The sequence below is a fragment of the Pantoea sp. CTOTU50773 genome (genome assembly GCF_032082325.1).
Lineage (GTDB): Bacteria > Pseudomonadota > Gammaproteobacteria > Enterobacterales > Enterobacteriaceae > Pantoea > Pantoea communis.
Map to the genome: position 1 here is coordinate 1 of NZ_DAMDQC010000062.1, position 24,134 is coordinate 24,134.

General features: G+C 53.4%; 28 protein-coding genes and 2 pseudogenes. 17 read left to right on the forward strand and 13 right to left on the reverse strand.

What is annotated here, in order from left to right; translation table 11 throughout:
• A partial coding sequence (locus RT340_RS11795; RefSeq protein ID WP_313376130.1) for a chorismate mutase occupies positions 1 to 393 on the reverse strand: 393 nt, incomplete at its 3' end.
• A gap of 144 nt (positions 394 to 537) precedes the next feature.
• Here RT340_RS11795 and RT340_RS11800 point away from each other — a divergent pair.
• The 5 genes from RT340_RS11800 (at position 538) to RT340_RS11820 (ending at position 4,324) form a co-directional block, all read left to right on the forward strand.
• Positions 538 to 1,110, forward strand: coding sequence for a peroxiredoxin (locus tag RT340_RS11800; RefSeq protein WP_058960236.1), 573 nt, complete (start codon positions 538 to 540; stop codon positions 1,108 to 1,110).
• A 15-nt stretch (positions 1,111 to 1,125) separates the two neighbouring features.
• Positions 1,126 to 2,355 carry a protein-disulfide reductase DsbD family protein gene (locus RT340_RS11805; RefSeq protein WP_211729692.1) on the forward strand — a complete coding sequence of 410 codons (1,230 nt, stop codon included), beginning with the start codon at positions 1,126 to 1,128 and terminating at the stop codon, positions 2,353 to 2,355.
• Positions 2,356 to 2,372: 17 nt separating this feature from the next.
• Complete coding sequence (locus RT340_RS11810) at positions 2,373 to 2,924, forward strand: sigma-70 family RNA polymerase sigma factor (RefSeq protein WP_200574849.1); 552 nt, start codon at positions 2,373 to 2,375, stop codon at positions 2,922 to 2,924.
• On the forward strand, positions 2,917 to 3,546 hold the full coding sequence (locus RT340_RS11815; protein WP_313376138.1) for an NrsF family protein: 630 nt from the start codon (positions 2,917 to 2,919) through the stop codon (positions 3,544 to 3,546). The genes RT340_RS11810 and RT340_RS11815 overlap by 8 nt, the downstream gene beginning before the upstream one ends.
• A gap of 133 nt (positions 3,547 to 3,679) precedes the next feature.
• Positions 3,680 to 4,324: a hypothetical protein gene (locus tag RT340_RS11820; protein WP_097118886.1), complete on the forward strand. Its 645-nt coding sequence runs from the start codon at positions 3,680 to 3,682 to the stop codon at positions 4,322 to 4,324.
• A gap of 95 nt (positions 4,325 to 4,419) precedes the next feature.
• On the opposite strand, the gene RT340_RS11825 is transcribed toward RT340_RS11820, so the two are convergent.
• Positions 4,420 to 4,815, reverse strand: coding sequence for a helix-turn-helix domain-containing protein (locus tag RT340_RS11825; protein ID WP_211729694.1), 396 nt, complete (start codon positions 4,813 to 4,815; stop codon positions 4,420 to 4,422).
• Between the two features lie 100 nt (positions 4,816 to 4,915).
• On the opposite strand from RT340_RS11825, the gene RT340_RS11830 reads away from it, so the two are divergent.
• Positions 4,916 to 5,647 (forward strand): SDR family NAD(P)-dependent oxidoreductase, encoded by a 732-nt coding sequence (locus RT340_RS11830; protein ID WP_211729695.1) that lies wholly within the window; start codon positions 4,916 to 4,918, stop codon positions 5,645 to 5,647.
• Positions 5,648 to 5,763: 116 nt separating this feature from the next.
• Here the strand turns inward: RT340_RS11830 and RT340_RS11835 are convergent, their stop codons facing one another.
• Positions 5,764 to 6,114, reverse strand: coding sequence for a TonB family protein (locus RT340_RS11835; protein WP_211729696.1), 351 nt, complete (start codon positions 6,112 to 6,114; stop codon positions 5,764 to 5,766).
• Between the two features lie 125 nt (positions 6,115 to 6,239).
• Here RT340_RS11835 and RT340_RS11840 point away from each other — a divergent pair, with 125 nt between their 5' ends.
• Positions 6,240 to 6,611 carry a hypothetical protein gene (locus RT340_RS11840; RefSeq protein WP_211729697.1) on the forward strand — a complete coding sequence of 124 codons (372 nt, stop codon included), beginning with the start codon at positions 6,240 to 6,242 and terminating at the stop codon, positions 6,609 to 6,611.
• A gap of 110 nt (positions 6,612 to 6,721) precedes the next feature.
• On the opposite strand, the gene RT340_RS11845 is transcribed toward RT340_RS11840, so the two are convergent.
• Entirely contained in the window at positions 6,722 to 7,789 is a 1,068-nt protein-coding gene (locus RT340_RS11845; RefSeq protein ID WP_211729698.1) for an SDR family oxidoreductase, read from the reverse strand.
• Positions 7,790 to 7,889: 100 nt separating this feature from the next.
• Between RT340_RS11845 and RT340_RS11850 the strand changes: the two genes are divergently transcribed.
• Positions 7,890 to 8,792 carry a LysR family transcriptional regulator gene (locus RT340_RS11850; RefSeq protein WP_211729699.1) on the forward strand — a complete coding sequence of 301 codons (903 nt, stop codon included), beginning with the start codon at positions 7,890 to 7,892 and terminating at the stop codon, positions 8,790 to 8,792.
• 106 nt (positions 8,793 to 8,898) lie between these two features.
• On the opposite strand, the gene RT340_RS11855 is transcribed toward RT340_RS11850, so the two are convergent.
• Positions 8,899 to 10,320: a hypothetical protein gene (locus tag RT340_RS11855; RefSeq protein ID WP_211729700.1), complete on the reverse strand. Its 1,422-nt coding sequence runs from the start codon at positions 10,318 to 10,320 to the stop codon at positions 8,899 to 8,901.
• A 223-nt stretch (positions 10,321 to 10,543) separates the two neighbouring features.
• Between RT340_RS11855 and RT340_RS11860 the strand changes: the two genes are divergently transcribed.
• Positions 10,544 to 11,938 (forward strand): amidase, encoded by a 1,395-nt coding sequence (locus RT340_RS11860; protein ID WP_211729701.1) that lies wholly within the window; start codon positions 10,544 to 10,546, stop codon positions 11,936 to 11,938.
• A gap of 117 nt (positions 11,939 to 12,055) precedes the next feature.
• Positions 12,056 to 12,991 (forward strand): helix-turn-helix domain-containing protein, encoded by a 936-nt coding sequence (locus tag RT340_RS11865; RefSeq protein ID WP_097118877.1) that lies wholly within the window; start codon positions 12,056 to 12,058, stop codon positions 12,989 to 12,991.
• A 12-nt stretch (positions 12,992 to 13,003) separates the two neighbouring features.
• Here the strand turns inward: RT340_RS11865 and RT340_RS11870 are convergent, their stop codons facing one another.
• The 6 genes from RT340_RS11870 to RT340_RS11895 all read right to left on the reverse strand — a co-directional run bounded on the left by RT340_RS11870 (position 13,004) and on the right by RT340_RS11895 (position 18,296).
• Entirely contained in the window at positions 13,004 to 13,594 is a 591-nt protein-coding gene (locus RT340_RS11870; protein WP_211729702.1) for an ANTAR domain-containing response regulator, read from the reverse strand.
• Positions 13,595 to 13,722: 128 nt separating this feature from the next.
• Positions 13,723 to 14,427, reverse strand: coding sequence for an ABC transporter ATP-binding protein (locus tag RT340_RS11875; RefSeq protein WP_097118875.1), 705 nt, complete (start codon positions 14,425 to 14,427; stop codon positions 13,723 to 13,725).
• Positions 14,420 to 15,151: an ATP-binding cassette domain-containing protein gene (locus RT340_RS11880; protein WP_211729703.1), complete on the reverse strand. Its 732-nt coding sequence runs from the start codon at positions 15,149 to 15,151 to the stop codon at positions 14,420 to 14,422. The genes RT340_RS11875 and RT340_RS11880 overlap by 8 nt, the downstream gene beginning before the upstream one ends.
• Entirely contained in the window at positions 15,148 to 16,179 is a 1,032-nt protein-coding gene (locus RT340_RS11885; protein WP_313376146.1) for a branched-chain amino acid ABC transporter permease, read from the reverse strand. The genes RT340_RS11880 and RT340_RS11885 overlap by 4 nt, the downstream gene beginning before the upstream one ends.
• Complete coding sequence (locus RT340_RS11890; protein ID WP_058960259.1) at positions 16,179 to 17,048, reverse strand: branched-chain amino acid ABC transporter permease; 870 nt, start codon at positions 17,046 to 17,048, stop codon at positions 16,179 to 16,181. The genes RT340_RS11885 and RT340_RS11890 overlap by 1 nt, the downstream gene beginning before the upstream one ends.
• 12 nt (positions 17,049 to 17,060) lie before the next feature.
• Entirely contained in the window at positions 17,061 to 18,296 is a 1,236-nt protein-coding gene (locus RT340_RS11895) for an ABC transporter substrate-binding protein (RefSeq protein WP_211729704.1), read from the reverse strand.
• Between the two features lie 447 nt (positions 18,297 to 18,743).
• On the opposite strand from RT340_RS11895, the pseudogene RT340_RS11900 reads away from it, so the two are divergent.
• The 7 genes and pseudogenes from RT340_RS11900 (at position 18,744) to RT340_RS11925 (ending at position 22,568) form a co-directional block, all read left to right on the forward strand.
• Positions 18,744 to 19,172: pseudogene (locus tag RT340_RS11900) on the forward strand (nitrile hydratase subunit alpha).
• Between the two features lie 58 nt (positions 19,173 to 19,230).
• A complete protein-coding gene (locus RT340_RS11905; protein WP_313376149.1) occupies positions 19,231 to 19,329 on the forward strand; it encodes a nitrile hydratase subunit alpha in 99 nt (32 codons plus the stop codon).
• A 13-nt stretch (positions 19,330 to 19,342) separates the two neighbouring features.
• On the forward strand, positions 19,343 to 19,645 hold the full coding sequence (locus tag RT340_RS22600; RefSeq protein WP_097118870.1) for an SH3-like domain-containing protein: 303 nt from the start codon (positions 19,343 to 19,345) through the stop codon (positions 19,643 to 19,645).
• Between the two features lie 9 nt (positions 19,646 to 19,654).
• The gene (locus RT340_RS22605) at positions 19,655 to 19,885 is read left to right on the forward strand and encodes an SH3-like domain-containing protein (RefSeq protein WP_097118869.1); all 231 of its coding nucleotides are present in this window, start codon (positions 19,655 to 19,657) and stop codon (positions 19,883 to 19,885) included.
• A 131-nt stretch (positions 19,886 to 20,016) separates the two neighbouring features.
• Positions 20,017 to 20,475, forward strand: a complete 459-nt coding sequence (locus RT340_RS11915) for a nitrile hydratase accessory protein (RefSeq protein ID WP_176505786.1) — start codon at positions 20,017 to 20,019, stop codon at positions 20,473 to 20,475.
• A gap of 15 nt (positions 20,476 to 20,490) precedes the next feature.
• The gene (locus tag RT340_RS11920; protein ID WP_211729705.1) at positions 20,491 to 21,477 is read left to right on the forward strand and encodes a HoxN/HupN/NixA family nickel/cobalt transporter; all 987 of its coding nucleotides are present in this window, start codon (positions 20,491 to 20,493) and stop codon (positions 21,475 to 21,477) included.
• Positions 21,478 to 21,668: 191 nt separating this feature from the next.
• On the forward strand, positions 21,669 to 22,568 hold the full coding sequence (locus RT340_RS11925; protein WP_211729706.1) for an alpha/beta hydrolase: 900 nt from the start codon (positions 21,669 to 21,671) through the stop codon (positions 22,566 to 22,568).
• A gap of 40 nt (positions 22,569 to 22,608) precedes the next feature.
• On the opposite strand, the gene RT340_RS11930 is transcribed toward RT340_RS11925, so the two are convergent.
• Together RT340_RS11930 and RT340_RS11935 are read right to left on the reverse strand one after the other, a co-directional pair.
• On the reverse strand, positions 22,609 to 23,718 hold the full coding sequence (locus RT340_RS11930; protein WP_211729707.1) for a lactonase family protein: 1,110 nt from the start codon (positions 23,716 to 23,718) through the stop codon (positions 22,609 to 22,611).
• Between the two features lie 195 nt (positions 23,719 to 23,913).
• Positions 23,914 to 24,134, reverse strand: a pseudogene (locus tag RT340_RS11935) (carcinine hydrolase/isopenicillin-N N-acyltransferase family protein); the annotation flags it as partial.

Sequence of the window (24,134 nt, forward strand, 5' to 3'; positions counted from 1 at the left end):
GCTGGCGCTCAGCACATTAATTTTGCTTCTGACCTGATCCAGCGGCAAAGGCTGCCAACCTTGTTCAGGTGTGGAGAGCCAATCTGCGCGATAGCGATATTGAATCGCTTTTGCTGCATCCATCTGAGCCTGCACAAAGGGTTTAACAGACTCGCCCGCTAAGCCCAGCTTTTCGGCTTGCAGCACAGCACTAGCCAGCACTTTTTCTTCTTGAGGCAAATCTTCAATCGCAAGATGATTGGCGGCTTTATAACCGGCCACATCCTTCATATAGGACAGGCGTTGATTGATCAGGGAAGCCACATCGCTATCAATGACAGGTGCCGCCAGCGCGGTGGCCGAGCAAGATAACCCAATTAACAAAATGATTTTACTGAAATAATTCCGATTCATCTCTCTTAGCCTCTTTTTCCATGAGTCACATTGCGTCGCTAATTTAACTTTTTTTTACTGGCACCGAAACCTTTCCGCCCCCTCCAGCGAACTGATGTATTGAGTCACTAAAACCGGACCTCCCTTACATCGCAGGAGCAGATAATGAAATCGTTTAAAACCCTCGTTTGTACTCTGAGCATCACCGCCGCATTGGGCCTCTCTGCCACCGCTTTTAACGCCAGCGCCGCGCTGCCGGTTGGTGCAAAGGCACCAAATTTCGAACTGCAAGGTGCATTAGCTGGCAAACCATTGACCTTCTCGCTGCAAAAAGCGCTGCAAAAAGGGCCAGTGGTGCTTTACTTCTTCCCGGCCGCATTCAGTGCGGGCTGTACGATTGAAGCGCATGACTTCGCCGAAGCCACCGACAACTTCACCAAAATGCACGCCACAGTTATTGGTGTGACTGCAGGCAATACCGATCAGGTGAGCGATTTCTCTAAACTGGAGTGCCGTGATAAATTCGCTGTTGCCGCCGACCCAGGTGCTAAAGTGGCCGCTCAGTATCAAACCACCATGCAGATGAAAGGCAAAACCCTTTCCGATCGCACCTCTTATGTGATTGCGCCTAATGGCGACATCCTGCTGAGTTACACTGATAGAAACCCGGATACGCACATTGAGAAAGCCCTCGCCGCCGTGAAGCAGTACGACGCTGCACATCCGCAAACTAACTAAGCAAAGAGGCCAGCGATGTTAACCGCCATGCTGGCCGCCTTTATTGGCGGCATCATTCTGAACTTAATGCCCTGCGTCTTTCCGGTCATCTCCCTTAAAGCGCTCGGCCTGTTGCGCCACACTGACAATGCCGCCAACGCGCGTCGTGAAGGTTTAGGCTTTTTACTGGGCGTGATCGTTACCATGATGGCGCTGGCGGGTATTTTGCTGGCCGCGCGTGCAGGCGGTGCTGCTGTAGGCTGGGGATTCCAGTTACAGTCCCCCCTGGTGATTGCACTGCTGTCACTGGTGATCCTCGCCGCTGCGCTCAATCTGCTTGGCGTATTTGAAGTGGGCCTGTCGGTACAACGTGTTGGATCCGTTGAAATCAATCGCGGCGCCTTCTTACGTTCTGCACTCACTGGCGTATTGGCAATTTTGGTTGCCACCCCTTGTGCGGCACCGTTTATGGCTAGTGCGATCGGCTATGCCCTGGTGCAACCCCCTGCTGTGGCGCTGGTGATCTTCTTCGCCCTGGCACTCGGTTTCGCAGCGCCTTTCACACTGATTTCTCTTTTCCCTCAGCTGGCGAGATTCTTGCCTCGTCCAGGCGCATGGATGGATGTACTGAAGCGCGGTTTAGCCTTCCCAATGTTTGGCGCTTATGCCTGGCTGGTGTGGGTGCTCGCGCAACAGGCAGGCAGCGCGGCATTGGCTACACTGTTAGCAGCCTCAGTGGTTGTAGCATTCGCGGGCTGGCTATATGGGATGGCGCAACATCGCCGCTTTGCCGGTAAAGGCCATAAAGTGCTGTTCGCCGTGACCGCCGTATTGGTTATCGCCGTGCTGGCCCCACTGCCGCAGTTAATTCAACCGGGCGCAGCGCTGGCAGGTGACCAGGTAGCCAGCCAGCTCACCAAAGAGAAGTGGACGCCGCAGGCCGTTGCATCGCAGCGCGGACATGGCAAAGCCATCTTTGTCGATTTCACAGCATCATGGTGCATCACTTGTCAGGTAAATGAAAAAACCTCCCTTTCGACGCAGGTAGTTAAAGACGCGTTGGCAAAAACCGGTACGGTGTATATGGTGGCGGACTCCACCAAGTTTAATCCCGATGTCGATGACGCCATGAGCGAGTTTGGTCAGGGCGGACTGCCGATGTATCTGGTTTACCCCGCCGATGGCGGGCCGCCAAAAGTGCTACCGCAAGTGCTGACACCGAGCATTGTGGTGAATGCGCTGCAAGCGGCCAGCACCAAGGCGTAATTGTTTCAAGGCGGATTATGCAAGCAAGTGATAGCGCGCGCGAAAGTTGGCCCGCGCTAATGGAACAGGCGCAGGCGGGCGATCAGCTCGCTTACACCCGACTGCTCAAAGCGCTAGTGCCGGTGATACGCGGACAAATACGCCAACAACTCACCGACCAGGCATTAGTGGAAGATGTGATTCAGGATGTGCTGTTAACAGTGCATCGGGTGCGTCACACCTATGATCCTGCCTACCCGTTCTTACCCTGGCTGATGGCCATCATCTCCGCTCGCGCCGTGGATGCCCTGCGGCGACGCGGACGCCATCAGCAATGGGAAGTCCACGAAGAAACGCTAACTGAAGCTGCCATTGCGCCAGAGGCACCATCGCTGGATACACAAGAGGAACTGGCTGGCTATCTGCGCCAGCTTCCCTCGCGCCAGCGCGAGATTGTCGAACATGTTCACTTGCGCGAAATGAGCCTGACGGAAGCGGCAGAACATAACAATTTAAGTGTGGCAGCGGTGAAGTCGCTGCTGCATCGCGCGCTGAGCAATCTGCGTCGCTTTGGAGCACACCATGAATAACCATGACCTGTTAATTGAAAAACTCAGCCGCGACATGCAGCCCGTTCAACCGATGCGGCCGACTTATTGGCGTGTCTTAATGTGGCTGCTACTGGCACTGCCCTGCGGCATCGTCGCCAGTTTTCTGGTCCAGCGTACGCTAACCGATTGGTCACAACCCGGTGCGATGCGCGCACTCATCCAGTTGGCGCTGGCGTTTGTTCTCGGTTTGTTCGCGATTCGTAATGCGTTCAACATGAGCATCCCTGGCCGCCGCAGTGTCAGTTGGAAAGTGCTGCTGACGCTGGGTTTATTGTGGTTGGGATTGAGCCTGAGCAGTATCCCGCACGCCGTAGTGGAGGCACATGATAATGACAGCACGCGCTGTTTTACCTTCCTGTTAGTGGTGAGCACACCGATGATGCTGCTGATGATTGCCAGTTTACGCAAGACACGTGCACTCCATCCGGTACGCAGCCTGGCGATGGCCGGACTGGGCATATCCTGCATGGCCGTCACCATGCTGGCGTTTTGCCATCCGGTGCATCTGCATCCGATGGATTTTGTCATGCATCTAGCCGCCATTGCGGTGATTATCGTTATGACAGTGCTGCTTGGTCGTCGCTGGGTAAGATTGGGTTGAGGTAATAAAAGGATGTCATTCTCCCTATTAAAATAGAAAACAGGAGTCTGGCTCTCATTAAATCCACCTCATCCCTATCCTTTCATGTGTTAAGTTAATTAATGGAGAGAGGCAATCAAGTGAAGGAATACACATGCCAGTGCTTAACAAGGGGGATTCAAATATGGCCATAATGCCAATGTCATACAGCCCCAATACATTACAACGACGTTTTGAGATTATTGATGAGTTTGAAATGGGTAGTTCTACTTACTGGATTATCTATGATCGAAAAACACCTTTTTCAGCAGTCGTCGATGCTGGTCCAGCATTAATTGAGAACGATTTACGTCATCGCGTCATTGCTACGTTGGAACTGATTCGCGTTGAACATTTTGATGGGCTCAGCGTAAAGTCATTCTGGCAGGATGCTGCCGCGCTGCAGGTTGAAGGGGTTGTGGTACAAGAGATCATGCAAGGTTTTGGTCTTGCAACCCGCATGTATGAAACCTTGGTGGTGCATCAAAATATCACGCTGATGAGTGATCATCACCACTATGAAGGCGGAAAAGCACTTTGGAAACACATTGCGCAGAAGTCTCGTCTGTTGCAGGTTTTTGTTTTAGATACAAACGAAGGTAAATTTTATCCCTACGACGGCACCAAAATACGTTATGACGGCATTTGCATCCCCGAAAGTAAAATATGGAGTGTTCATCCTGATGAATCCTTGCAGGGGATTATTTTGATTGCTGAGGCTAAAGAAAAAGTCTCAGCATTATCCGTCCCTGTTATATAAACAGGTAAAAATAAAGGTGAGTAAAACGGCAGCGCATGAAGTGTAAAATATCGCGCTGCCCGTCTTTCTGAGTTCATCTAATTAAAACCCAACCATTAGGCTTCTTCCGCCACCTTCTTTTCTTCATTACGAGCAATGTCGTAAGCGGCTTGAGCCTGTTCCATCACCGGGCCGTACTCCATCGCCCAACTCGCCAGGGACATAAAGGGCTGCTGCAGCGTCTGCGCTAAAGGTGTGATGCTGTATTCCACGCTCACCGGCGAAGTTGGTAGCACTTTACGGTTCACAAGACCATTGCGCTCCAGACGTTTGAGCGCATCCGCCAGTGCTTTATGGGTAATCCCCTCCAGTCTGCGGCGAATCTCATTGAACCTTGAGGGCTGTGTGCAAAGCACGGTGAGAATTAATATCGACCATTTATTGGTGATGTTTTCCAAAACAGGTCGGGTTTTACCGATATCAATCAAAGGCTTGTCAGTTTTCTCATTCATGGCGATATACCCGTATATATCTGATATAAACTAAGTGCGTAATTGATATCAAGTATAGTTTTTATATCATCTGGGTTCCACTCTTAAAGGAGCATTGCAGATGAGCAGATTAGAAAACAAAGTTGCCGTGGTACTGGGCGGCGCAAAAGGTATCGGTTTGGCGATCAGCCAGCGTTTCGCCAGCGAAGGAGCAACCACCTGGTTTACCTCCCGTCGTGAAGAAGAATTAGCTACTTCCAGCCGCAAGATATCCGGCATCGCGAAGCCATTACGCGCCGATGTTAGTCAGAACGAAGAGCTGGCCGATATTATGGACACCATCAAAAGCACGTCAGGCCATTTGGATGTGTTGGTGATCAATGCGGGTATGTCGGAATACGCCCGGTTAGACGAGATCAGTGAGTCTCACTACGAGCAGATTTTCGGACTTAACGTGCGCTCGCCGCTCTTTGCCTTACAAGCTGCGTTGCCCCTGCTGAAACCGGGTGCGAGCGTGGTTCTGATTGGCTCGATTGCGGATGTGATTGGCACGGAAGGCTATGGTGTTTACTCTGCCAGCAAAGCCGCTCTGCGCTCCTTTGCCCGCACCTGGACCCGTGAACTCGCCGCACGCGGTATCCGCGTCAATGTGGTCGCACCCGGCCCTGTGGATACTGAAATGATGGCAGCAGCTTCAGAACAGGTTCGAAATGGACTCACCAGCGCCATACCGCTCGGCAGAATGGCACAACCGGAAGAGGTGGCGAATGCTGCGTTGTTCCTTGCCAGTGATGAAAGCAGTTACATCGCGGGTGCTGAGATCTGCGTTGATGGTGGATTGACCCAGGTTTAGATGCGGCATACAAACAGCCATCGCAGGATGGCTGTCACTTCATTTCAGGGCAGACACGGTTCGAAATCAGTATGCTTTTCTCACCACACCTTAGGCGCTCTAAGATCACTCACCCATCACAACATCGAATCACTGATATTAGGCGGAGGACTCACGCGCATCACCACTTTCATTGGAATATTTTTAGCGGGATGGCCTTTTTCAAATCGCCATTTGTTCACCGCTCTTATAACCGCGTCATCAAACAGATGGTCGGGTGTGGATTGCTCAATGCGCATTTCACTGACCTTCCCTTGCGCATCGACATCATAAAAAAATTGCACCTTTCCTTCGATATGATTCTTTGCAGCATAAAAAGGATATTCAGGCTTATCCATTCGCAGGGCTTTAGGCTGTGCTTTATTGGCGGATGAAGTGGTGCAACCTGATAATGCCAGAGTGAGAATGATGGGTATGACCTTAAACATAACAACCTCCTGTTGTTGAGAATCATTCTCATTTTATCAACAAGATAGCGCCAGTTTAGCGTAAAGAATCCTTTATTAGGCTTCTGCTAGCATGTTCATCCATCAAGATTAAGGAATAATCGTCGATGAAAAAAATCGTATTTATCTACATGCCCAGTCCAACATTGTTAAGAACACCGGGATTCGGAGTGAGTGGCGGATTGTTTGCCTATTTTCGCGAAGATAAATATATCGCCGCAGTGCAGAAGGCGATCGATAAACGCCAATTGAACTGGCGCTTCACTCGCGACACCACAGAATCAAATATTGAAACGCTTATGGACGAAGGTGTTGAATTACTGGTCTGTGCACCCGGTCTACGCTTTATGTTTTATCGCAAGAATTTTGATAAGCAACGCATGGTGTTTCTCACCACCATGGAATACCTGAGTAACGACGTCCGGCCTGTAATGCGTAAAATACGGGAACGGGAAGACAGGGAAGATTTGTTGGACTAAAGGGCTCGGATACCTCATGTCGGATATTACAGCCCCAAAATATTATGAGTTGTTGTTCATGAAGGTGCGCATTGATGCGCACCTGGATAACCGGTCACGATGAAAAAAAGCTACTGCGGAATCACCTTCTCCGCTTTCAGCCGATCAAACAGCGCAATAAACGAATCCAGCGTGGAACGATAGCCGATGAATCCCGCTTTGCGGCTTTTGCTCATGTCGGTGAATGCTTCCATTGGACGCCCAAGGTCCGCATCGGTGTGCCACCACGAAGCCAGCTTATTAACGTCCGCCTCTTGCAGCTGTTCGCGCGCGGCAATTTCACGCCATGCGTCTGCGGCCTGTTGCATGCGCCCTTCCAGAGGCATCATCTGTGCAGGATACGCGGCGGCTTCAACGTTAAAGTAAGCGGCCAGTCGCGGCCACAGCCAGTTCCAACGGAATACATCGCCGTTGACCGCGTTGAAGTCCTGATTGGCTGCTTCATCCGCCGTCGCTGCCCACAGCAGCTGCTCCGCCAGCAAACCGGCGTCGGTCACATCCGCAATACCGTTCCACTGTTCCGGCGAGCCAGGAAAGATAAATGGCCAGCCTTTCTCGCGACACAGCGTGGCATACACCGCCAGCGTCTGCCCCATGTTCATGGCGTTGCCCACTGCATAACCGATGATGGTGTGCGGGCGATGCACGCTCCAGCGATAGCCATATTGCTCGGCACCGGCAAAGATTTCATCTTCCTGCGCATAGTAGAAGTTATCGACCGGCTGGCGTCCCTGTTCTTCACGGAACGGCGTCACCGGCACAGCTCCTTTGCCATACGCCTCAAATGGACCCAGATAGTGTTTCAGCCCGGTCACCAGCGCCACGTGCGCACCGTTCAGGCGCTCACCCAGCGCTTCAATCACATTACGCACCATGCCGCCGTTCACGCGAATGTTCTCTTTTTCGTTCTCCTGACGCGCCCAGACGCTAAAGAACACCGCATCAGGCTTCTCTTGTGACAGTGCAGTGCTGACCGCATCAGCATCGGTCAGATCTGCGGTCAGACTGCGGCACCCTTCGGGGATAGCGCCGCGCCCGCGTGACAATCCGGTCACCTGCCATCCTTCACTTTGCAGTTTTTCCGCCAGCGCACGCCCAATCACACCGCTAATGCCGACAATTAACGCCTGCTTTTGCATTTCAATTCTCCTCGGTTTCGGTAATCATTAGCCTAATAGAGAATTCAATTCCTATCTCTGGCTTTAATTCACATCATTCATAACCTGGATTCACGAATAGATGCACGATCAACGCCTGAAAGATATCGTTCCCTTTGTGGCCAGCGTCGAAAGCGGCAGTTTCGCAGCGGCGGCAGAACGTTTACACCTGACCGGTTCGGCCGTCAGTAAAAGCGTCACGCGACTTGAGACGCGACTCGGCTCACGCTTGCTGGAACGCACCACGCGCAGTCTGAAGCTCACCGATGCAGGCAACGCCTATTATCAAACCTGCCTGCGCATTATGGAGGAGCTGGCCGAAGCCGAAGCGGTACTGGCAGCACAGCGCACCATTCCCTCAGGACGATTACGCGTCGCCGTGCCCAATACCTATGGCCGGCTGGGCGTCATGCCGGTGCTGATTCCATTTTGTCAGCAGCACCCGGAACTCGAACTCAATCTCACCTTCTCCGATCGCTTTATCGATCTGTTTGATGAGGGGATCGATGTCGCAGTACGCATTGGCGGATCGCCGGACGTACCGGCCTCGCTTGGCTGCCGTCAGATGGGTCGCGAGCGCATGGTGTTTTGCGCTGCACCCGATTATCTGGCGCGCCATGGACGTCCTCACAATGAAAGCGAGCTATTACAACATCAGGCCATCATGTATGAACGCGTGGATGGCAGCAGCAAGCCATGGCTGTTCACCACTTCAGATGGTCACCCGCACTGGCGCAATGTGCCACACCGGATGGCACTGGGTGATGTCGATGCACAAGTCCAGGCGCTGTGTGGCGGATTAGGCGTGGCGCAGATGCCATCCTGGCTGGTGCGCGAGCCACTGGCGCGCGGTGAACTGGAGATTATCTTGCCGGAGCAACAGCCCGATGGATTGGCTCTGACGCTGATATGGCCACGCCGCAAGCAGCTGTTACCGAAAGTCGATGCGCTATTGGCCGCGCTGGCAGAATTAGAGATTCGCTGAGGTGTGCGGCCTGAAGGCCGCCTGCTACCGCGAGCTCGACCATAATGACGCGCAGGTTTTTCAGCGGGCCAGTGTCCCCGTATCAGGATTGTACGGGGGATCCTGTTTAATTTTCGGGCTCAAACAGTGCGCGGGCGTAATTCTGTGAAGAGACATTTTTCTCGCTGTGCGGGATCTCCACGCTATCGATAAGCTTGGCTTGCTGATAGCTTTTCACCGTTTCATGCTGAGTGAGTTGCTGCGTGGTCTGCGCAGCCAGCTCACCTTTTTTGTTCTGCGAAACCACGGTCTGGCTACGCTCTTTATCGTCAATCAGATGATAGCGGTAATTTTGAGATGACTTAAGTGCCGTCAGTTTCGCTGCCCCGTCTGAATCCAGTGCGGTGTGGAAACTGGCTTTGAGTTTGAACAGCGTATCCTGTGTCAAATCCTGGGTATCAGTGTGCTGTTGCGAGCGGGTTTGCTGCGCGACGTCTAAAGAGAAAGTGTCCTGCTCCTCCGTTTTATAAGGATTATCAGAACGCGGCGTCTGCTGATAGCTGGCGGAAAAATCGGCCAATCCACTAATGGCACTGTTTTTAGCGGCATTAGCATCAATGGAGATCACTCGCTGGGTATTCACGCTGTGGCTTGCCTGTCCTTGCGTGGTATTCAGCGCCCGGAAGCTGGCTTTGAAGAGATTCAGCATGTCGCGATCGCCGTGCCCACGCGTTGCGGCCTGATCAAATTTGGCAGACCACTGATCGAGTGCGGCGGCCTGCTGTTCGGCGCTGCCTGCCTGAGTCAGCTTTGACACATCCGTATCGAGCTTGATACTGACATCCCCGTTGTGAAAACCGAGCCAGCGCTCTTTATCATCTGCGTGAAGGTTGAGGGACTGCTTCACGTTGTCGCCATTGCGCAGATCGGTCTTCAAATCGACGCTTTGCAACTGCGAGTTATCAAACTTCATCAGGTTGCTGATATCTAGCTGCGTTGTCTCTGCGTCCAAACCGTCCAGCGCTTTTTGCAAACCGTCGGAGAGCTGACTGATGGCTGTAGCCTCATCACTGTTGAGTTTACCCCCACTGGTATTCAGCTCCACCACCAGTCCGCCCTGCTGGCGTGTCATTTGCAGACTCACCTCAATCCCCGATTGTGTGGTCACGGTGAGCGCCACCGCGCTCTGACTGTTGCTGGTACCGTTGGCTGATGAGGTTGCGGGCACGCTTAACGTGACATTGTCACCACTCTGCACCATGCCCTTGAGCAAACTACTGCCGATACCGTTCATACCAACGCCGCCAGACTGCGCTGCCGCGTTGATTTGCGCCTGTAAATTGCTGCTGATCGTGCCGCTACTCTGTACCTGTGCTGGCACAATTTTATAGATGGCCGCAATGGTCTCGCTTGCTTCACTGAAGGTCACTTTGGTGGACGCTTCAGCCTGTAAGTGGCTTTGTGCTGCCTTGCTGTTTGCGGTGGTATTTACGCTTGAACCCGCAGAAATCAGGTTGCGTAGAACGCTGCTGCCAATCCCATTTAGCATCAAAATAATCCTTCTTGTGAACTATTCCTGAAGGTTATCGGCATCATATCGCCATGCTTTAACGTTCCCCTCCGGTTAACGCCAGCTCCTGATAGACCGCTGGCACTTCTGGCACAGCATCTGTCTGCTTAAACACAGCCGAACCCGCGCGTCTGATTTACGTTGTTGATCAACACATTGTCTACCGCACAGGTAGCCCCCCTTCAACAGAGGTAAGGTCGCGATGAACAACCTGCATTACAAAAGCTTGCTGGAAATTGGACGCCTGATTCAGTCTGGCGACATCACCTCGGTAGCGGTCACCGAATCACTGTTAACGCGCATCGACACACTGGATAGCGATCTACACAGCTATTTCTACGTGATGCGCGACAGTGCGTTAAAACAGGCGGCAGAGGCGGATCAGGAAATCGCCGCAGGTAAACTGCGTGGCCCGCTGCACGGTGTACCGATTGCCCTAAAAGATCTGATCTGGACCAAAGATGCGCCCACCAGCCACGGCATGATCATCCATAAGGATCACTATCCGGCGGAAGACTCCACGGTGGTTGATCGTTTTCGCGCTGCCGGTGCGGTGATCCTCGGCAAGCTGACGCAAACTGAAAGCGCCTTTGCCGATCACCATCCGGAAATCACCCGCCCTAATAACCCCTGGGGCAGCGCCCTCTGGACCGGTGTCTCCTCCAGCGGTTCTGGCGTCGCTACTGCGGCTGGACTCTGTTATGGCGCGATTGGCACCGATACCGGCGGCTCCATTCGCTTCCCGTCAAATGCCAACGGACTGACCGGCATCAAACCGACCTGGGGTCGCGTCACGCGCCACGGTGCCTGTGAGCTGGCGGCGTCGCTCGATCACATCGGTCCGATGGCACGCTCTGCAGGCGATGCCGCTGCGATGTTGCAAGCCATTGCCGGGCGTGATGATAAAGATCCGACCTCCAGCAGCGAGCCGGTGCCGGACTATCTGGCTCTAATGACGCGCGGTGTCAGTAAAATGCGCATCGGATTGGATGCGAGCTGGGCGTTAGAGAAGGTGGATGCGGAAACCCGTGCCGCGCTGGAATCGGCGATAGCTACCCTGACATCGCTGGGTGCCACCTTCGTGGACATCACTGTGCCAGACACGGAAAAAGCCGCCGCCGAGTGGAGTGCGCTCTGTGCAGTGGAAACCGCCCTGGCGCATGAAGAGACCTATCCGGCGCAGAAAGATCAATACGGTCCAGGGTTATCTGGTCTGCTGGATCTTGGCCATCAGGTCACCGCACTGGAGTATCAGCGCCTGCTGCTGAGCCGTGCGGCACTGCGTGGCGATATTTCTGCCCTGTTCAGCAAAGTGGATTTGATTCTGGCACCCGCCACCGCTTATGCCGGATTAACCTGGGACACCATGACCCGTTTTGGTACCGATCAGGCACTTTTTAACGGCGTATTGCGCTATACCAGTGCATTTGACGCGAGCGGGCATCCCACCATCACCCTGCCATGTGGCATGACTTCCGCCGGTGCACCCATTGGTTTCCAGTTAGTCGCCGCCCATTTCGATGAAACCGCAATGATTCAGGGCGCCTGGGCTTATCAGCAAGTCACTGAATGGCATAAAAAACATCCTGCTATCTAAAGCTGCTTATTTTGGCCGCACTGCATTTCGGGTGCGGCCTTTTCATGTCGATATGGCCTGAAACTTGCTTGGTTTATTGTGATTTCACCCTTTTCGCCAGGTTTAGGGGATGTTGCCATGAAAGAAACGTTCACCACGGATCACTTAGATAATCGCCACCGCTTTGATGCCTGGCGCGATGCCGTCTGTTCGCGCTTGATTAATGCCGAGGCGCGTCAGGTTAATGCCGGTACTTTTTCCGGCAGCTTTGGTTATTCCATGCTGGGCCATGTCGATATTGCACACCACGTGTCACAAACCGCGCTGGTGTGGCAACGCACCACCGAGTGCATTCGCCGCCATCCTAATCATGATTTTTATCTCGGCTACGTTCGTTCCGGCATCGGGACATTGCGGCAAAACGATAACCAGTCACGGGTGAGCGCAGGGGATGTGGTGATTTACGATGCCGCAACGCCCTTTGATTTCGCCATGGATAACGTGGCCATCAACATTGTGCATTTGCCGCGCCAGATGATTGAAAAAGAGGCACCAGCGATTGCCCGGCTCGCGGGGAAAACGCTGGATCTTAGTCGTCCCGGAATGACCTCACTCAAGCAATTACTGGAAGAGGCATTTGTCTTTAACGCGGAGAGTGAGAACACCTTTCTCGCGGAACAGTTCGCCAATACGTTGATCAATATGATCTCGGTGAGTGTCAATTTGCAGAAAGGCGATGACGCACTAAAACCGGATCTTTACTCGCGGGTGGTGAGTTATTTACGGCAAAATCTGCAGGAAGCGGACCTGACCATGGCGCAAATTGCCAATGCCCATCATGTTTCACCGCGCACCATCAGCCGCGTGTTTGCTGCACACGGCACCACGCCGATGAATTTTGTCTGGCAGGAGCGCCTGCTGGCGTGTCGCAAGGCGCTAGCCGAAGGTAAAGCGCGCAACATCACGCAGGTGGCGCTAGATCACGGCTTTAGCGATATGTCGCATTTCAGTCTCGCCTTCCGCAAAGCCTTTGGTTACACCCCGAGCAGTCTGCTGAGACAAACCGAGGCGTAACGGCGTTTTGTTTTACCCTTTCTGCAACTGACTGATCACACGCTCAGCAGTAAATTCCAGGCTGCTGCGCGTGTTCATCGCTTCGGTACGCATAAAGCGATATGCCCCTGACTCATCCAGACCGAAAGTCTGCATCAACACGCCTTTAGCCTGCGCCAGTCGCTCATTCCTCAGTTTACGCTGTTGGCGAGCCTGCAGTTCACCCCGCAACTGGGCATTCTGCTGGGAGGATCGCCAGGTGCCGATGATCTGCACAATCAAGGCAAAGGGGTTTAGTTCTCGCTCGGCGATGGCAGCGGGTTGCAGTTTCATTAGCAGCGGAAACAAGCGCGCATCGTGGCAGTTCGCCAGGGCAATCACCGGTGTGTAATGCTGTTGCAATGAACGAAACAGCGGCGTTAATACCGCCTCGTGGTGATTTTCAATCGCCACCAACAGCAGTTGCGCGTCAGCCGGACGTCCGGCGACAGGCGGCCAGCTGTGTTGTGCGTGACAACCGATTTGCGTCAACGAGGCACAAAAAGCCCGCACGCTTTGCGAATCAGGATGGAAAATATGCAACCGCACACCCGCAAGCGTTTTCAGCAAAGATGGCTCATTCATGTTTCACCCGTGTGCATTCTGATGTTCGAAGCATCACGTTAGAGGAGTCAGGCAATCGATGCTGTGTTGCTGCTGCCGGGTGCTGTGTCAGGCGAGACAGGGCATGCACCCCGTCCCGCTTCCACGATTTAGGCGTGAAACCCTAAAAACTGCTCCGCCACACTGGCACTGGGCTGGATGCGCGGATCAATCTGCTGCACAATCTGCCCTTTTTCAATCACATGGATCCGATCCGATAACGCATAAAGAAACTCAATATCCTGCTCTACCAGAATGATCGAGATATCCATTTCATGCCTCAGCCGCTGCAGCGTCTCGATGATCTCCTCACAGATATTCGGTTGAATGCCTTCGGTTGGTTCATCCAGCAACACCAGCTGTGGCTGCCCGCAGAGACAGCGCGCCAACGCCAGCAGTTGCTGCTCGCCGCCCGAGAGCGCCCCGCCCGGTTGAGCCAGTAAACGTTTCAGGCGCGGGAAAATCTCTAGCATCTGCTCGATGATCTGACCCGCGCGCGAAAAGTGCTTCACGCAGCCCATGCGCAGGTTCTCTTCCACCGTCAGCAGCGGGAAGATCTGCCGCCCTTGCGGCACAAAACCGATGCCGGCCGCCGCCCGCTGGTGGGCCTGATAGCGCGTGATATCAATGCCGTTGAGCGCGATTGTTCCCTGCCAGGCGGGTAGCTCTCCCATGATGGTGCGCAGCAGCGTGGTTTTTCCCATGCCGTTGCGTCCTAACACACCGGTGAAGGATTTGGCTCCGACAAACAGCTCGGACAAGTGCAGGACCGGAATTTTGTTGTAGCCCGAGACCATCTCTTTTATTTCAAGCATGTTTGATCTCCAGATTGCCGAGATACGCCTCTTTCACCAGAGGATTCTGCGTCACCTCGCGGAAAGTCCCCTCCGCCAGCACCGCGCCCTGATTAAACACCGTGACCTGCTGCGCGATCATGCTGATGAACTCCATATCGTGCTCCACCACCACCACGGTGCTCTGTTGATTGATCGCTTTAATCAGCTGGGCGGTTTTGCGCACTTCCTGATGCGTCATGCCTGCGGCGGGTTCATCCAGCAACACCAGTTGCGGACGAGAAATCAGGATCATCCCTAACTCCACCCACTGTCGCTGTCCGTGCGCCAGTTCAGAGAGCACGGCATCCTGATGATCTTCCAGTCCGATGTCGTGCAATACCTGATCAATCGCAGCGGACAGAGCCGCTTTCGCCAGCTTATTGGCTGCCGCCTGCCATAGATTCTCCCGAACGCTCAACCCTTCAAAGACGCTCGGCACCTGAGTTTTGATGCCGATGCCCAGCCGGGCAATATCCCACGGACGTTTGCCGGAGATCACTTGATTGCGGTAGCGGCATTCACCGCGTGTGGGCGTTACCTGACCACTGAGCATTTTGAAAAAGGTGCTTTTCCCCGCGCCGTTCGGGCCGATCAGGCAGCGAAGCTCCCCTTTATGCAGGGTGAAATCCACCTCCTTCACCGCATGCACACCACCAAAACTGACGCCCATTTTGCGGGTTTCCAACAGGACTGTTGCCGTCATGGTTTCACCTCACTCACCGATGCGCGGGTTGCCGTCAGCATTTTCGGTCGTTTACGCCGCCAAAATCGCTGTAGGGTCGGTAAAATACCACCGGGGATCAGCAGCACAAACACTGCCAGAATCACGCCGAGTACCAGATTGACATCCACCGTCTGCTGCGCGCCCAGCCGCGTCACCATCCACTGCAACAGCACACAGCTGATCACCGGACCGATCAACGTGCCGCTCCCCCCGACGATCACCCAAATGATGATCTGTGCCGACTGACTGATACTAAACACCCCGGGGCTGACAAAGGCACCCCAGTTGACGTACAGGCATCCAGCTAACCCGGCAATCGCCGCGCCAATGGCAAAGGTGACGAGCTTATGTGCCGGCACGTTGTAGCCGAGCAGTCCTGCGCGCTGTTCGTTTTCCCGAATGGCCACCACCGTTTTGCCAAAGCGGCTGAGCAGCACAAACTTCAGCAGCGCATAGCAGAGCGCCAACGCACCGGCGGTCACCATAAAGATCGCCTCCGGTGACAAAATGGCATCTGGCTGGAATGGCATGTTGAGTGTCGGCACTGACGGAATACCATTGAACCCACCCAGCAGCGCTTCGCCGATATGGTATTCACTGCCCGAGGTGGAGTTTACCCAGTTAAACAGCACCAGGCTCACGGCTAACGTGATCGCGCCGAGGTACACATCACTGACGCCGCCGTAGAAGATCACGTAACCGAGAAGCAGAGAGAACAGCGTGGGCAGGAGAATCGCCATCACCACCGCCCAGGTGGAATCCCCCCAGTTAATGGCGCAAATGGCGTAGGTATAGGCCCCCAGTCCAAAAAATGCCGCCTGACCAAAACAGAGGATGCCGCCGTAGCCCCAGATAAACGCCAGGCTGAGTGACAACAGTCCCATCACTAAAAACACCGTAATGGAGAGCAAGGTGTACAGCTCAATCGCACCAGCGAGCCAAAACGCCAGCAGGATCAGCATCAGGGCACTGAGCACAATGCGCACTTTTTCCGAAAACAGTTTCATTACAGCGATCTCCTGAAGAAGCGCCCGGTGATACCCTGCGGCAGCAGTCGCAGCAGCACAATGGCACTCAACAGCAGCGCCACCGCACCAAACACCGGCGTGGAGAGATAGGTCACCAGTTGCGAAATGGTGCCAAACAGCGTGGAAGAGGTCAGCGTGCCGGCGATGATGGCGCTGCCCCCGCCGATTACCGTGATAAAGGCTTTGGCAATAAAGCTAACGCCGATGGTCGGTATCACGCCGGTGATCGGTGCCAGCAGCGCGCCACCCAATCCGGAGAGCGCGGCTCCCAGACCGAAGGTCAAGCTGTAGATTTTACCGGGATTGCTGCCTAGCGCCGCCGCCATGCGCGCATTCTGCATGGTGGCACGTGCGCACAATCCCAATGTGGTGAAGCGCAGCAACAGCCACAATGCCGCCACCAGACACAGCGCAAACACAATCATAAACAGCGAATAGCCGCTGGTGCTGTAACTTCCCACATTCACGCTGGGCAGCGGCGAGCTGATGCCCAGCGTGGTGTTGCCAAACAGCATGGTCGCGGCACCGATCAACGCCAGACTCAACCCCCAGGTGGCCAGCATGGTGTCGATCATCCTGCCGTAGAGATGACGAATAATGACGCGTTCAATCACCATGCCAAACACGCCAACACAAATCGGCGCAACTACCAGCATGGAGATCCAGATCGGCACGCCAAAGTGGTTAGTGGCCATAATGGCGCTGTAGCCGCCCAGCATCATAAATTCGCCGTGCGCCATATTGACGATTTTCATCATGCCAAACACCACCGCCAGCCCCAGACTCATGATCACCAGCACCGCGATGGCATTCAGCACTTCGATGCCATAGATAACCGACAGATCCATTAGCGCCTCCCGTTACAGCTCAATCTGATACTGTTTGGTATCACGTGGATTTTTCTTCAGGTCGCACACCATGGCGGTATCAACCGGTGCCTGGTTTGTGAAGGTTTCCAGAATCTTCATCTGATGGTTCTCCACCTCGGCAATGTGCACGTCCAGCGAACAGTGATGCGTGGTGGGATCGACACTCAGCTGACCGCTTGGCGAGGTCAGTGTGACGCCCGACTCCAGCGCCTCGATCACTTTCATGCGGTCGATGTCGCCCGCCTTACGCACCCCTTCGGCCCAAATCAACATGCCCTGATACGCGCCCATCGCCAGATCGCTGATGTACATGTCGCCGTAACGCGCATGGAATTTATCGACAAAGGCTTTGTTCTCGGCAGACGGAATTTCTTGCATGTAGTTCGCTGCCACCAGAATGCCGTTGCTCTCTTCCGGCGACAGAATGATGTGTTCATTGCCGCCGCCGAATACGGTAGAGGCGATGGGAATCTTGCCGCTCATGCCAGCCGCATGCCATTGGCGGTAGAAGGAGATGTGCGCCCCGCCCACCAGTGCTGACCACACCATGTCTGGTTTAGCGCTCTGGATTTTTGAAATGGCGGCACCGAAGTCCGTGACATCCAGCGGGAAGAACTCCACCGTCATCACTTCACCACCGTTGTCACGCACCGACTTCTTCACCCATGACGAAACAATCTGGCCGTAGTTGTAATCCGCCGCCAGCACATAGACTTTCTTGCCCCACTTCTTCATGGCGTACGGCACCAGTTTCTCCACGGTTTGTGCGGGCGTTGAGCCTGAAGAGAAGTAGTTGCGATCGCAGACGCCACCTTCGTACTGCGCAGGATAGAAATAGAGTGAGCGGAAACGATCCAATACAGGACGAATCACCTCGCGCGACGCAGACGTGATGCCGCCGTGCACCACCGCCACTTTGTCTTTCAGCGCGGCCTGCTGGGCGTATTGGGCATAAAGTTGCATATTGGATTGCGCGTCGTAATTGATGATTTGCAGTGGTCGGCCTAATAATCCCCCTGCTGCATTAATCTCATCTGCGGCTAAATTGATGGCGTTGGACATCGGCTTGCCATAAATATCCAGCCCGCCTGACAGGTCGAGAATGCTCGCCACTTTGATGGCGTCTTTGCTGTCAGCGGCTAAGGTGAATTTCGGTACAACCCCTGCAGCCAGACCCAATGCGGATACGGCCGATCCCTGAATAAATGAACGACGACTAATAGCCATAGCACCCTCGCAATGAAGTTGTTGGAATAAATAGAGATGAAGCATTCCGGGAACCGGAAGAGATAAGCGGATAAAACAGACAGCGCTGTCTGCATTAATGCGAGAAAAGGGCCACAACATTGGGGCACGTTTTTTAGATTAGCAATAAGCGGGCCAAAACCCACGTGGCCGTTCAAATTAAATTTATTCTCTGCTAGCAGAAGCGAAAGCGATGAGAAGTATTACTGCATTTAATCCCGCCCACCTTTAATTAATTTTATCCCTCTCACTTTTCTGCACTTAATTAAAGCAATCAGCACCAAAAGGGTGCAATTAAATTTTTTAACACTGCGCTGTCCGCTCAAACACAGCGAATGGCAGCATTAACAAAGATGTAATTACCGGAAGCGTTAACGTCTCTCACAGACTCATTCATCTCATCAGTAAAAAATCTTTTGAGGAGCCATTATGTCGGACCCTTCGGTATTACCTTCGGATGCCGCGTTAAAGATCCGTGCTATCCAATCCCTGTTGGCAGAAAAGGGATTTCTGAGTCAGGAGGTCACTGACACCATCGTTAATTATTTCGAAACCAAAGTCGGACCCCGCAATGGTGCGCAGGTGGTGGCGAAAGCCTGGTGCGATCCCGCCTTCAAAGCGCGCCTGCTCGAGAATGGCCGCGAGGCAGTGAATGAACTTGGCTTCTCCGGCTTTGAAGCCGCTACCCTGCACGTGCTGGAGAATACCGACAGCGTGCACAACGTAGTGGTGTGCACGCTTTGCTCTTGCTAGCCGTGGCCGGTGCTGGGCTTGCCGCCCATCTGGTTTAAATCGACACCCTATCGTTCACGTGTGGTGATTGATCCCCCGTGGCGTATTAGCAGAATTTGGCACTGAAATTCCGGCCAATAAGTAGATTCGCGTATGGGACAGCAATGCCGAAATTCGTTACTTCGTGCTGCCACAGCCCCCTGCTGACAGTGAAAGCATGAGTGAGAGCGAGTTGGCCGCATTGGTCACACGCGACTCCATGATCGGCACACGCACGCTTTAAGCGGAGAAACACCATGAATAATATCCACGATTGCGGCGGCATGCAGAATTTAGGTCCAATCGAGATTGAAGCCGATGAGCCTCATTTTCACAGCCAATGGGAAAAAGATATTTTCGCCACCACGCTGGTGTTCTTTATGAGCGGAAAAATCGTGCTTGATGATTTCCGTTATGAAATCGAGAAAATGTCCGTAACGGAATATCTGCAATCCAGTTATTACGAACACTGGTTATTTGCCATTGAGCAGTTGATGAGTAAAACCGGCGTATTCACTGAACAAGAATTGCAGCAGCGTCTCAGCGAACTCTCCGCCTGAGGATACAACATGAATACTTATTCGCCGCAGGGCTACCTGGATTTAATTACTACACCGCCCAATTACCATCGTGATGTTGAGGTCGAACCGCAATATCAACCGGGTGATAGTATTATCACGCATAATTTAAATCCGCTGAGTCATACACGCCTGCCGCGCTATGCGCGTGGTAAAAAGGGCGTGATTGTTGCCAACTACGGTGCCTGCGTATTTCCCGATGCGCTGGTCGCAGAGCAATAGGAGAAACCGCAGTACGTCTACCTGGTGAAATTCATTGCCGCCGATTTGTGGGGGAGAGAATAGCGAGAATTTCAGCGTCCACCTGAGCGTCTGGTCCGACTATATTCAGGGCAGATGTGAGGATGCTGCGCATGGATGAGTTAAACGCGATTATTGCTCAGGTGAACGAAGCCGATCCCACCTTTGCACAACCCTGGGAAGCCGATGCGTTTGTCATCGCGGTGGCCCTGTCTCAACGCGGCTATTTTAGCTGGCCACAATGGGTGGAACAATTTGCCCAGGAGATCCGCGACTTCCCGCAGCGCAGCGATGAAAGCGCCCATACCGCCTATTATCGGCAATGGCTGAGCTGTCTGGAAAAGATCCTGTCACAACATCAATTGATTCCGATGTCAGAATTGCTGATTCGTGAAGAGCAGTGGCGCCAGGCTTTCCTCAACACGCCCCATGGCAGCCCGGTGGATCTCGCTGCCGCCAGCTGTCCGCCCGACCACCCGCATGATCATGACCATCATCATCATCATCATCACGACCATCACGCCGCGCAGCCACTGATCCAACCGCTGCGCGTCTTTGCCGCTGTCGGGTAATTCTCAGGAGTCTTTATGAAGGTGCTGAGTCATAAGCAAAAAGGCGCTGCGGTGATTGGTGGCGCCATGCTGTTTAATTTGCTGGTCATCGGTACGGCGTTGATGACTTTTCAGCATTCACCGGCCGCGCTGAGTGTCGCGCTGTTAGCCTATCTGTTTGGTTTGCGCCACGCCGTCGATGCCGATCATATCGCCGCCATTGATAATGCCACGCGCAAGTTGAGTAATGAGGGCAAGAGCCCGTTTACCGCAGGTATGTGGTTCTCACTCGGCCACGCTTCGGTGGTGCTGATCGCCTGCCTGATATTCGCTTTGACCACGCAACCTTTGCAGCAGATGTTTCCCGGCGTGAAAGAGATTGGCGGCATGATTAGCACACTGATCTCCGGTGCTTTTCTGCTGCTACTCGCCTGGGCTAACTCCCGCACTTTGTGGCAATGTTTTCGCCAACGTCAGCGGTTGCTGCGTGGCGATGTAACGCGGGTCCCGCAGGAGAGCCATCACCACGGCGTGCTCACCCGGCTATGCGCGCCACTGTTTCGCATGGTGAGCAAAAGCCATCATTTGTTCCTCATCGGTTTCCTGTTCGGCATTGGTTTTGATACAGCAACCGAAGTGGCGATTTTCGGTATGTCCGCCAACCACGCAGCGGGTGGCGAAGCGATGCTGCACATCATGTTGATGCCGCTTTTATTCACTGCCGGCATGATGCTGATCGATACCACAGATGGCGTCATGATGTTGAAACTGTATCGCTGGTCGCAATTCGATCCGTTGCGCAGCCTCACTTACACCCTCGCCATTTCATCACTCTCAATTGTGGTGGCCTTCGCGATTGGCTGTTACGAAGTGTCGACGGTGTTACAACTCAACACGCTGATCTCCCCTGCGCTGGATGGCGTGATGGAAGCAATCATCAGTCAGATGGGTTGGGAGCTGATTATAACGTCCATTGCTGTATGGCTACTGTTTTCACAGCGGGCTAAGCGTCGGGCGCTGTAAGTACAATGGCGGCTTTGTGCCGCCCTGTTTCTGGCATCAGCTCGTGTTAGACCCCCCTGTCAGGTTCAACATCCTGTCAAAAAAGCCTTTTCTGAAACAGGCTGCCATCAGTAAAAAGAATTGAAATCAAGAATCATTCTCATTATGGTGCAAGGTGATATGTACCAATAACCAATAGAATAAGGATTTCAATGCTTTATAGATTTTCAGCGATAAACCGTCCCATTGTCCTGCTGCTATTGTTGCTCAGCAGTGTCACCACCAGCGCGTTTGCACGCCCGAATATGACGCCACTCGGCCCGAATATCGCCGACAAAGGCTCCGCTTATTACCACTTATCCATCAGTGAATATGACTCGGCTGATGGCCAGCGGCATTACAAAGTTTGGACTGCGGTGCCAGATAAAGCGCCTCCGCCATCTGGCTACCCGTTGATCACGATGCTGGATGGCAATGCGGTAATGGACAGGCTGACCGATCCGCTGCTGCAAAAACTCTCGGCAGACAACCCTCCGGTTCTGGTGGTGGTCGGGTATCAAACCACTTTGCCGTTTGAGGTAAACGCGCGAACTTACGATTACACCCCGCTTGACAAAGAGCATGGCGATGCAGGATACACTTTTAGTCGCGGTCGCAAGGGCGGCGGCAGCAGCGCATTCCGCACCTTGCTAGAGCAACGTATTTTGGCCGCAGCGCAGAAAGGTGTGCATGTCGATCATCAACAACGCGCGCTGTGGGGCCACTCTTACGGCGGATTGTTTGTACTCGACAGCTATCTCTCCTCTCAGCTGTTTACGCGCTATTTCGCAGCCAGCCCGTCGATTGGCCAGGGGTACCATTCTCTATTAGGTGAGATGCAGACCCGCAAAGCCAGTAATAAGCAGATCACTTTGATGGAAGGGAATGGCGATCGCCGCAGCGATAGCAACACGGCGGAACCTGAAGTATTGCGCGCGGTGCGCACCACTATCGAAGGTATGGCAGAGAACGGCGCAGCTGCACGCTATCAACTTTATCCGGGACTGTCCCACGGACAAATGTTTGGTGCATCAATGGAAGAGGCGCTGCTGGAAATGTCGCAGGCAAAATAGCGAGGAGAAGTGGGCGCAAAAAATGCGCCCACCGAACGGCTTAATTAAAGAACTTTATATCAGTGGGCGTGGATATTTTTGCTGCATCGCCCGCTGCTTTCAGCTCACCGCTCTTTTCATCGAAATGGAACAGGGAAATATTGTTGGTGAACACGTTAGTGACATAGAGATATTTTCCACTGCCATCAAATGAGAACGCCCGAGGTTCAATGCCGTTGGCTTTATAACTGACCGGCTTGCCTAACTGGCCATCCGCCTCAATTTTAAACACCAACAGCTTATTATCTGAACCACGATTCGCTGCAATCACATATTTACCGTTCGGACTGAGAATAATTCCGCCGCCGCTACGGTATTCAGCACTGTTAGTTTCACTGTTCAGCTTCACGGTATTGCTGCGATCCAGATGATCGTCTTTCACTGTAAATACCGCGATCTCACCGGCCATTTCGGTGGTGACGTAGGCATGTTTGCCATCTGGTGAGAACACCATATGACGCGGGCCAGAACCTTCGGTAAAGGTCACGTCATGCGCGGTATCCGCTTCCAGAGGCTCAGCCTTATTGGCGTGATAACGATACGCATGGAGCTTGTCACCGCCGAGATCGGCAGCGAACAGATATTTACCGTCGTGGGTAAAGGTGGTCGAGTGTGCGTGACCGCCATCCTGACGCCCTTTCACCGCGCCCGTGCCGTGGTCGAAAGCAAAGTGCTGCACCTGCTCACCCAGTTTACCGTCATGATGAATCGGGAACACCGAGACGCCCGCGCCGCCTTTCGCCACCGAGTAGTTAGCGACAAACAGGAACTTACCATCCGGGCTTATGGTGGCGTGCGTCGGCTGTTGCCCATGGCTATCCACCGCATTTAACACTTTCACCTGACCGCTTTTATCAATGGACAGTGCGGTAACGGCCCCAGCGTTTTCTTCATTGGTGGTATAGGCAAAGCGGCCATCCTGGGATTTTACAATCCATGACGGGCTTTTCATTTTGACCACATCAAGTGGTGTTAAAGTGCCATCCGCATTCACCTTGAGGCGATATAAACCTTCGCTAGGATGATCCGGTTTCTGCTCTAATGGGGCATCTGGAATCGACGTCCAGGTACCCACCAAAGCGATTTGATGATGTTCCGCGGCATTTGCCATAGCGCTCCCCGCCAGTGAAAAAACAGCTAAGGATAATGCCATGGTTATGTTTGATGCTAAACCGCTGAATGTGGCTTTTTTATTTCTATTCATTTTCGTACCCCACCATAATCGGAATGTTTAACGACTATAGTGGGATTAATTTGAATAGCGCCCGGCCAGGGTGACCGGGTTCACAATATAGCAGATTAGTTTTTAGGAAATCGTGCCTTTAAATTCTGGCTCATCACGATTCAAGGTAAATATCTGCCAGTCAACTTGTTTGGTATGCAGCGTAAATACCGCTGTCGCCAGGGTGTTCTCTTCATCCGGATCGTTCGGCGAAAGGCGATAAATGGGCAGCACCGCATCATGCTGGTCAGAGAGAATCGCTTTTGCTGCATCGCCATCCAGCTGCGTTTGCGTCTCCAGCCACT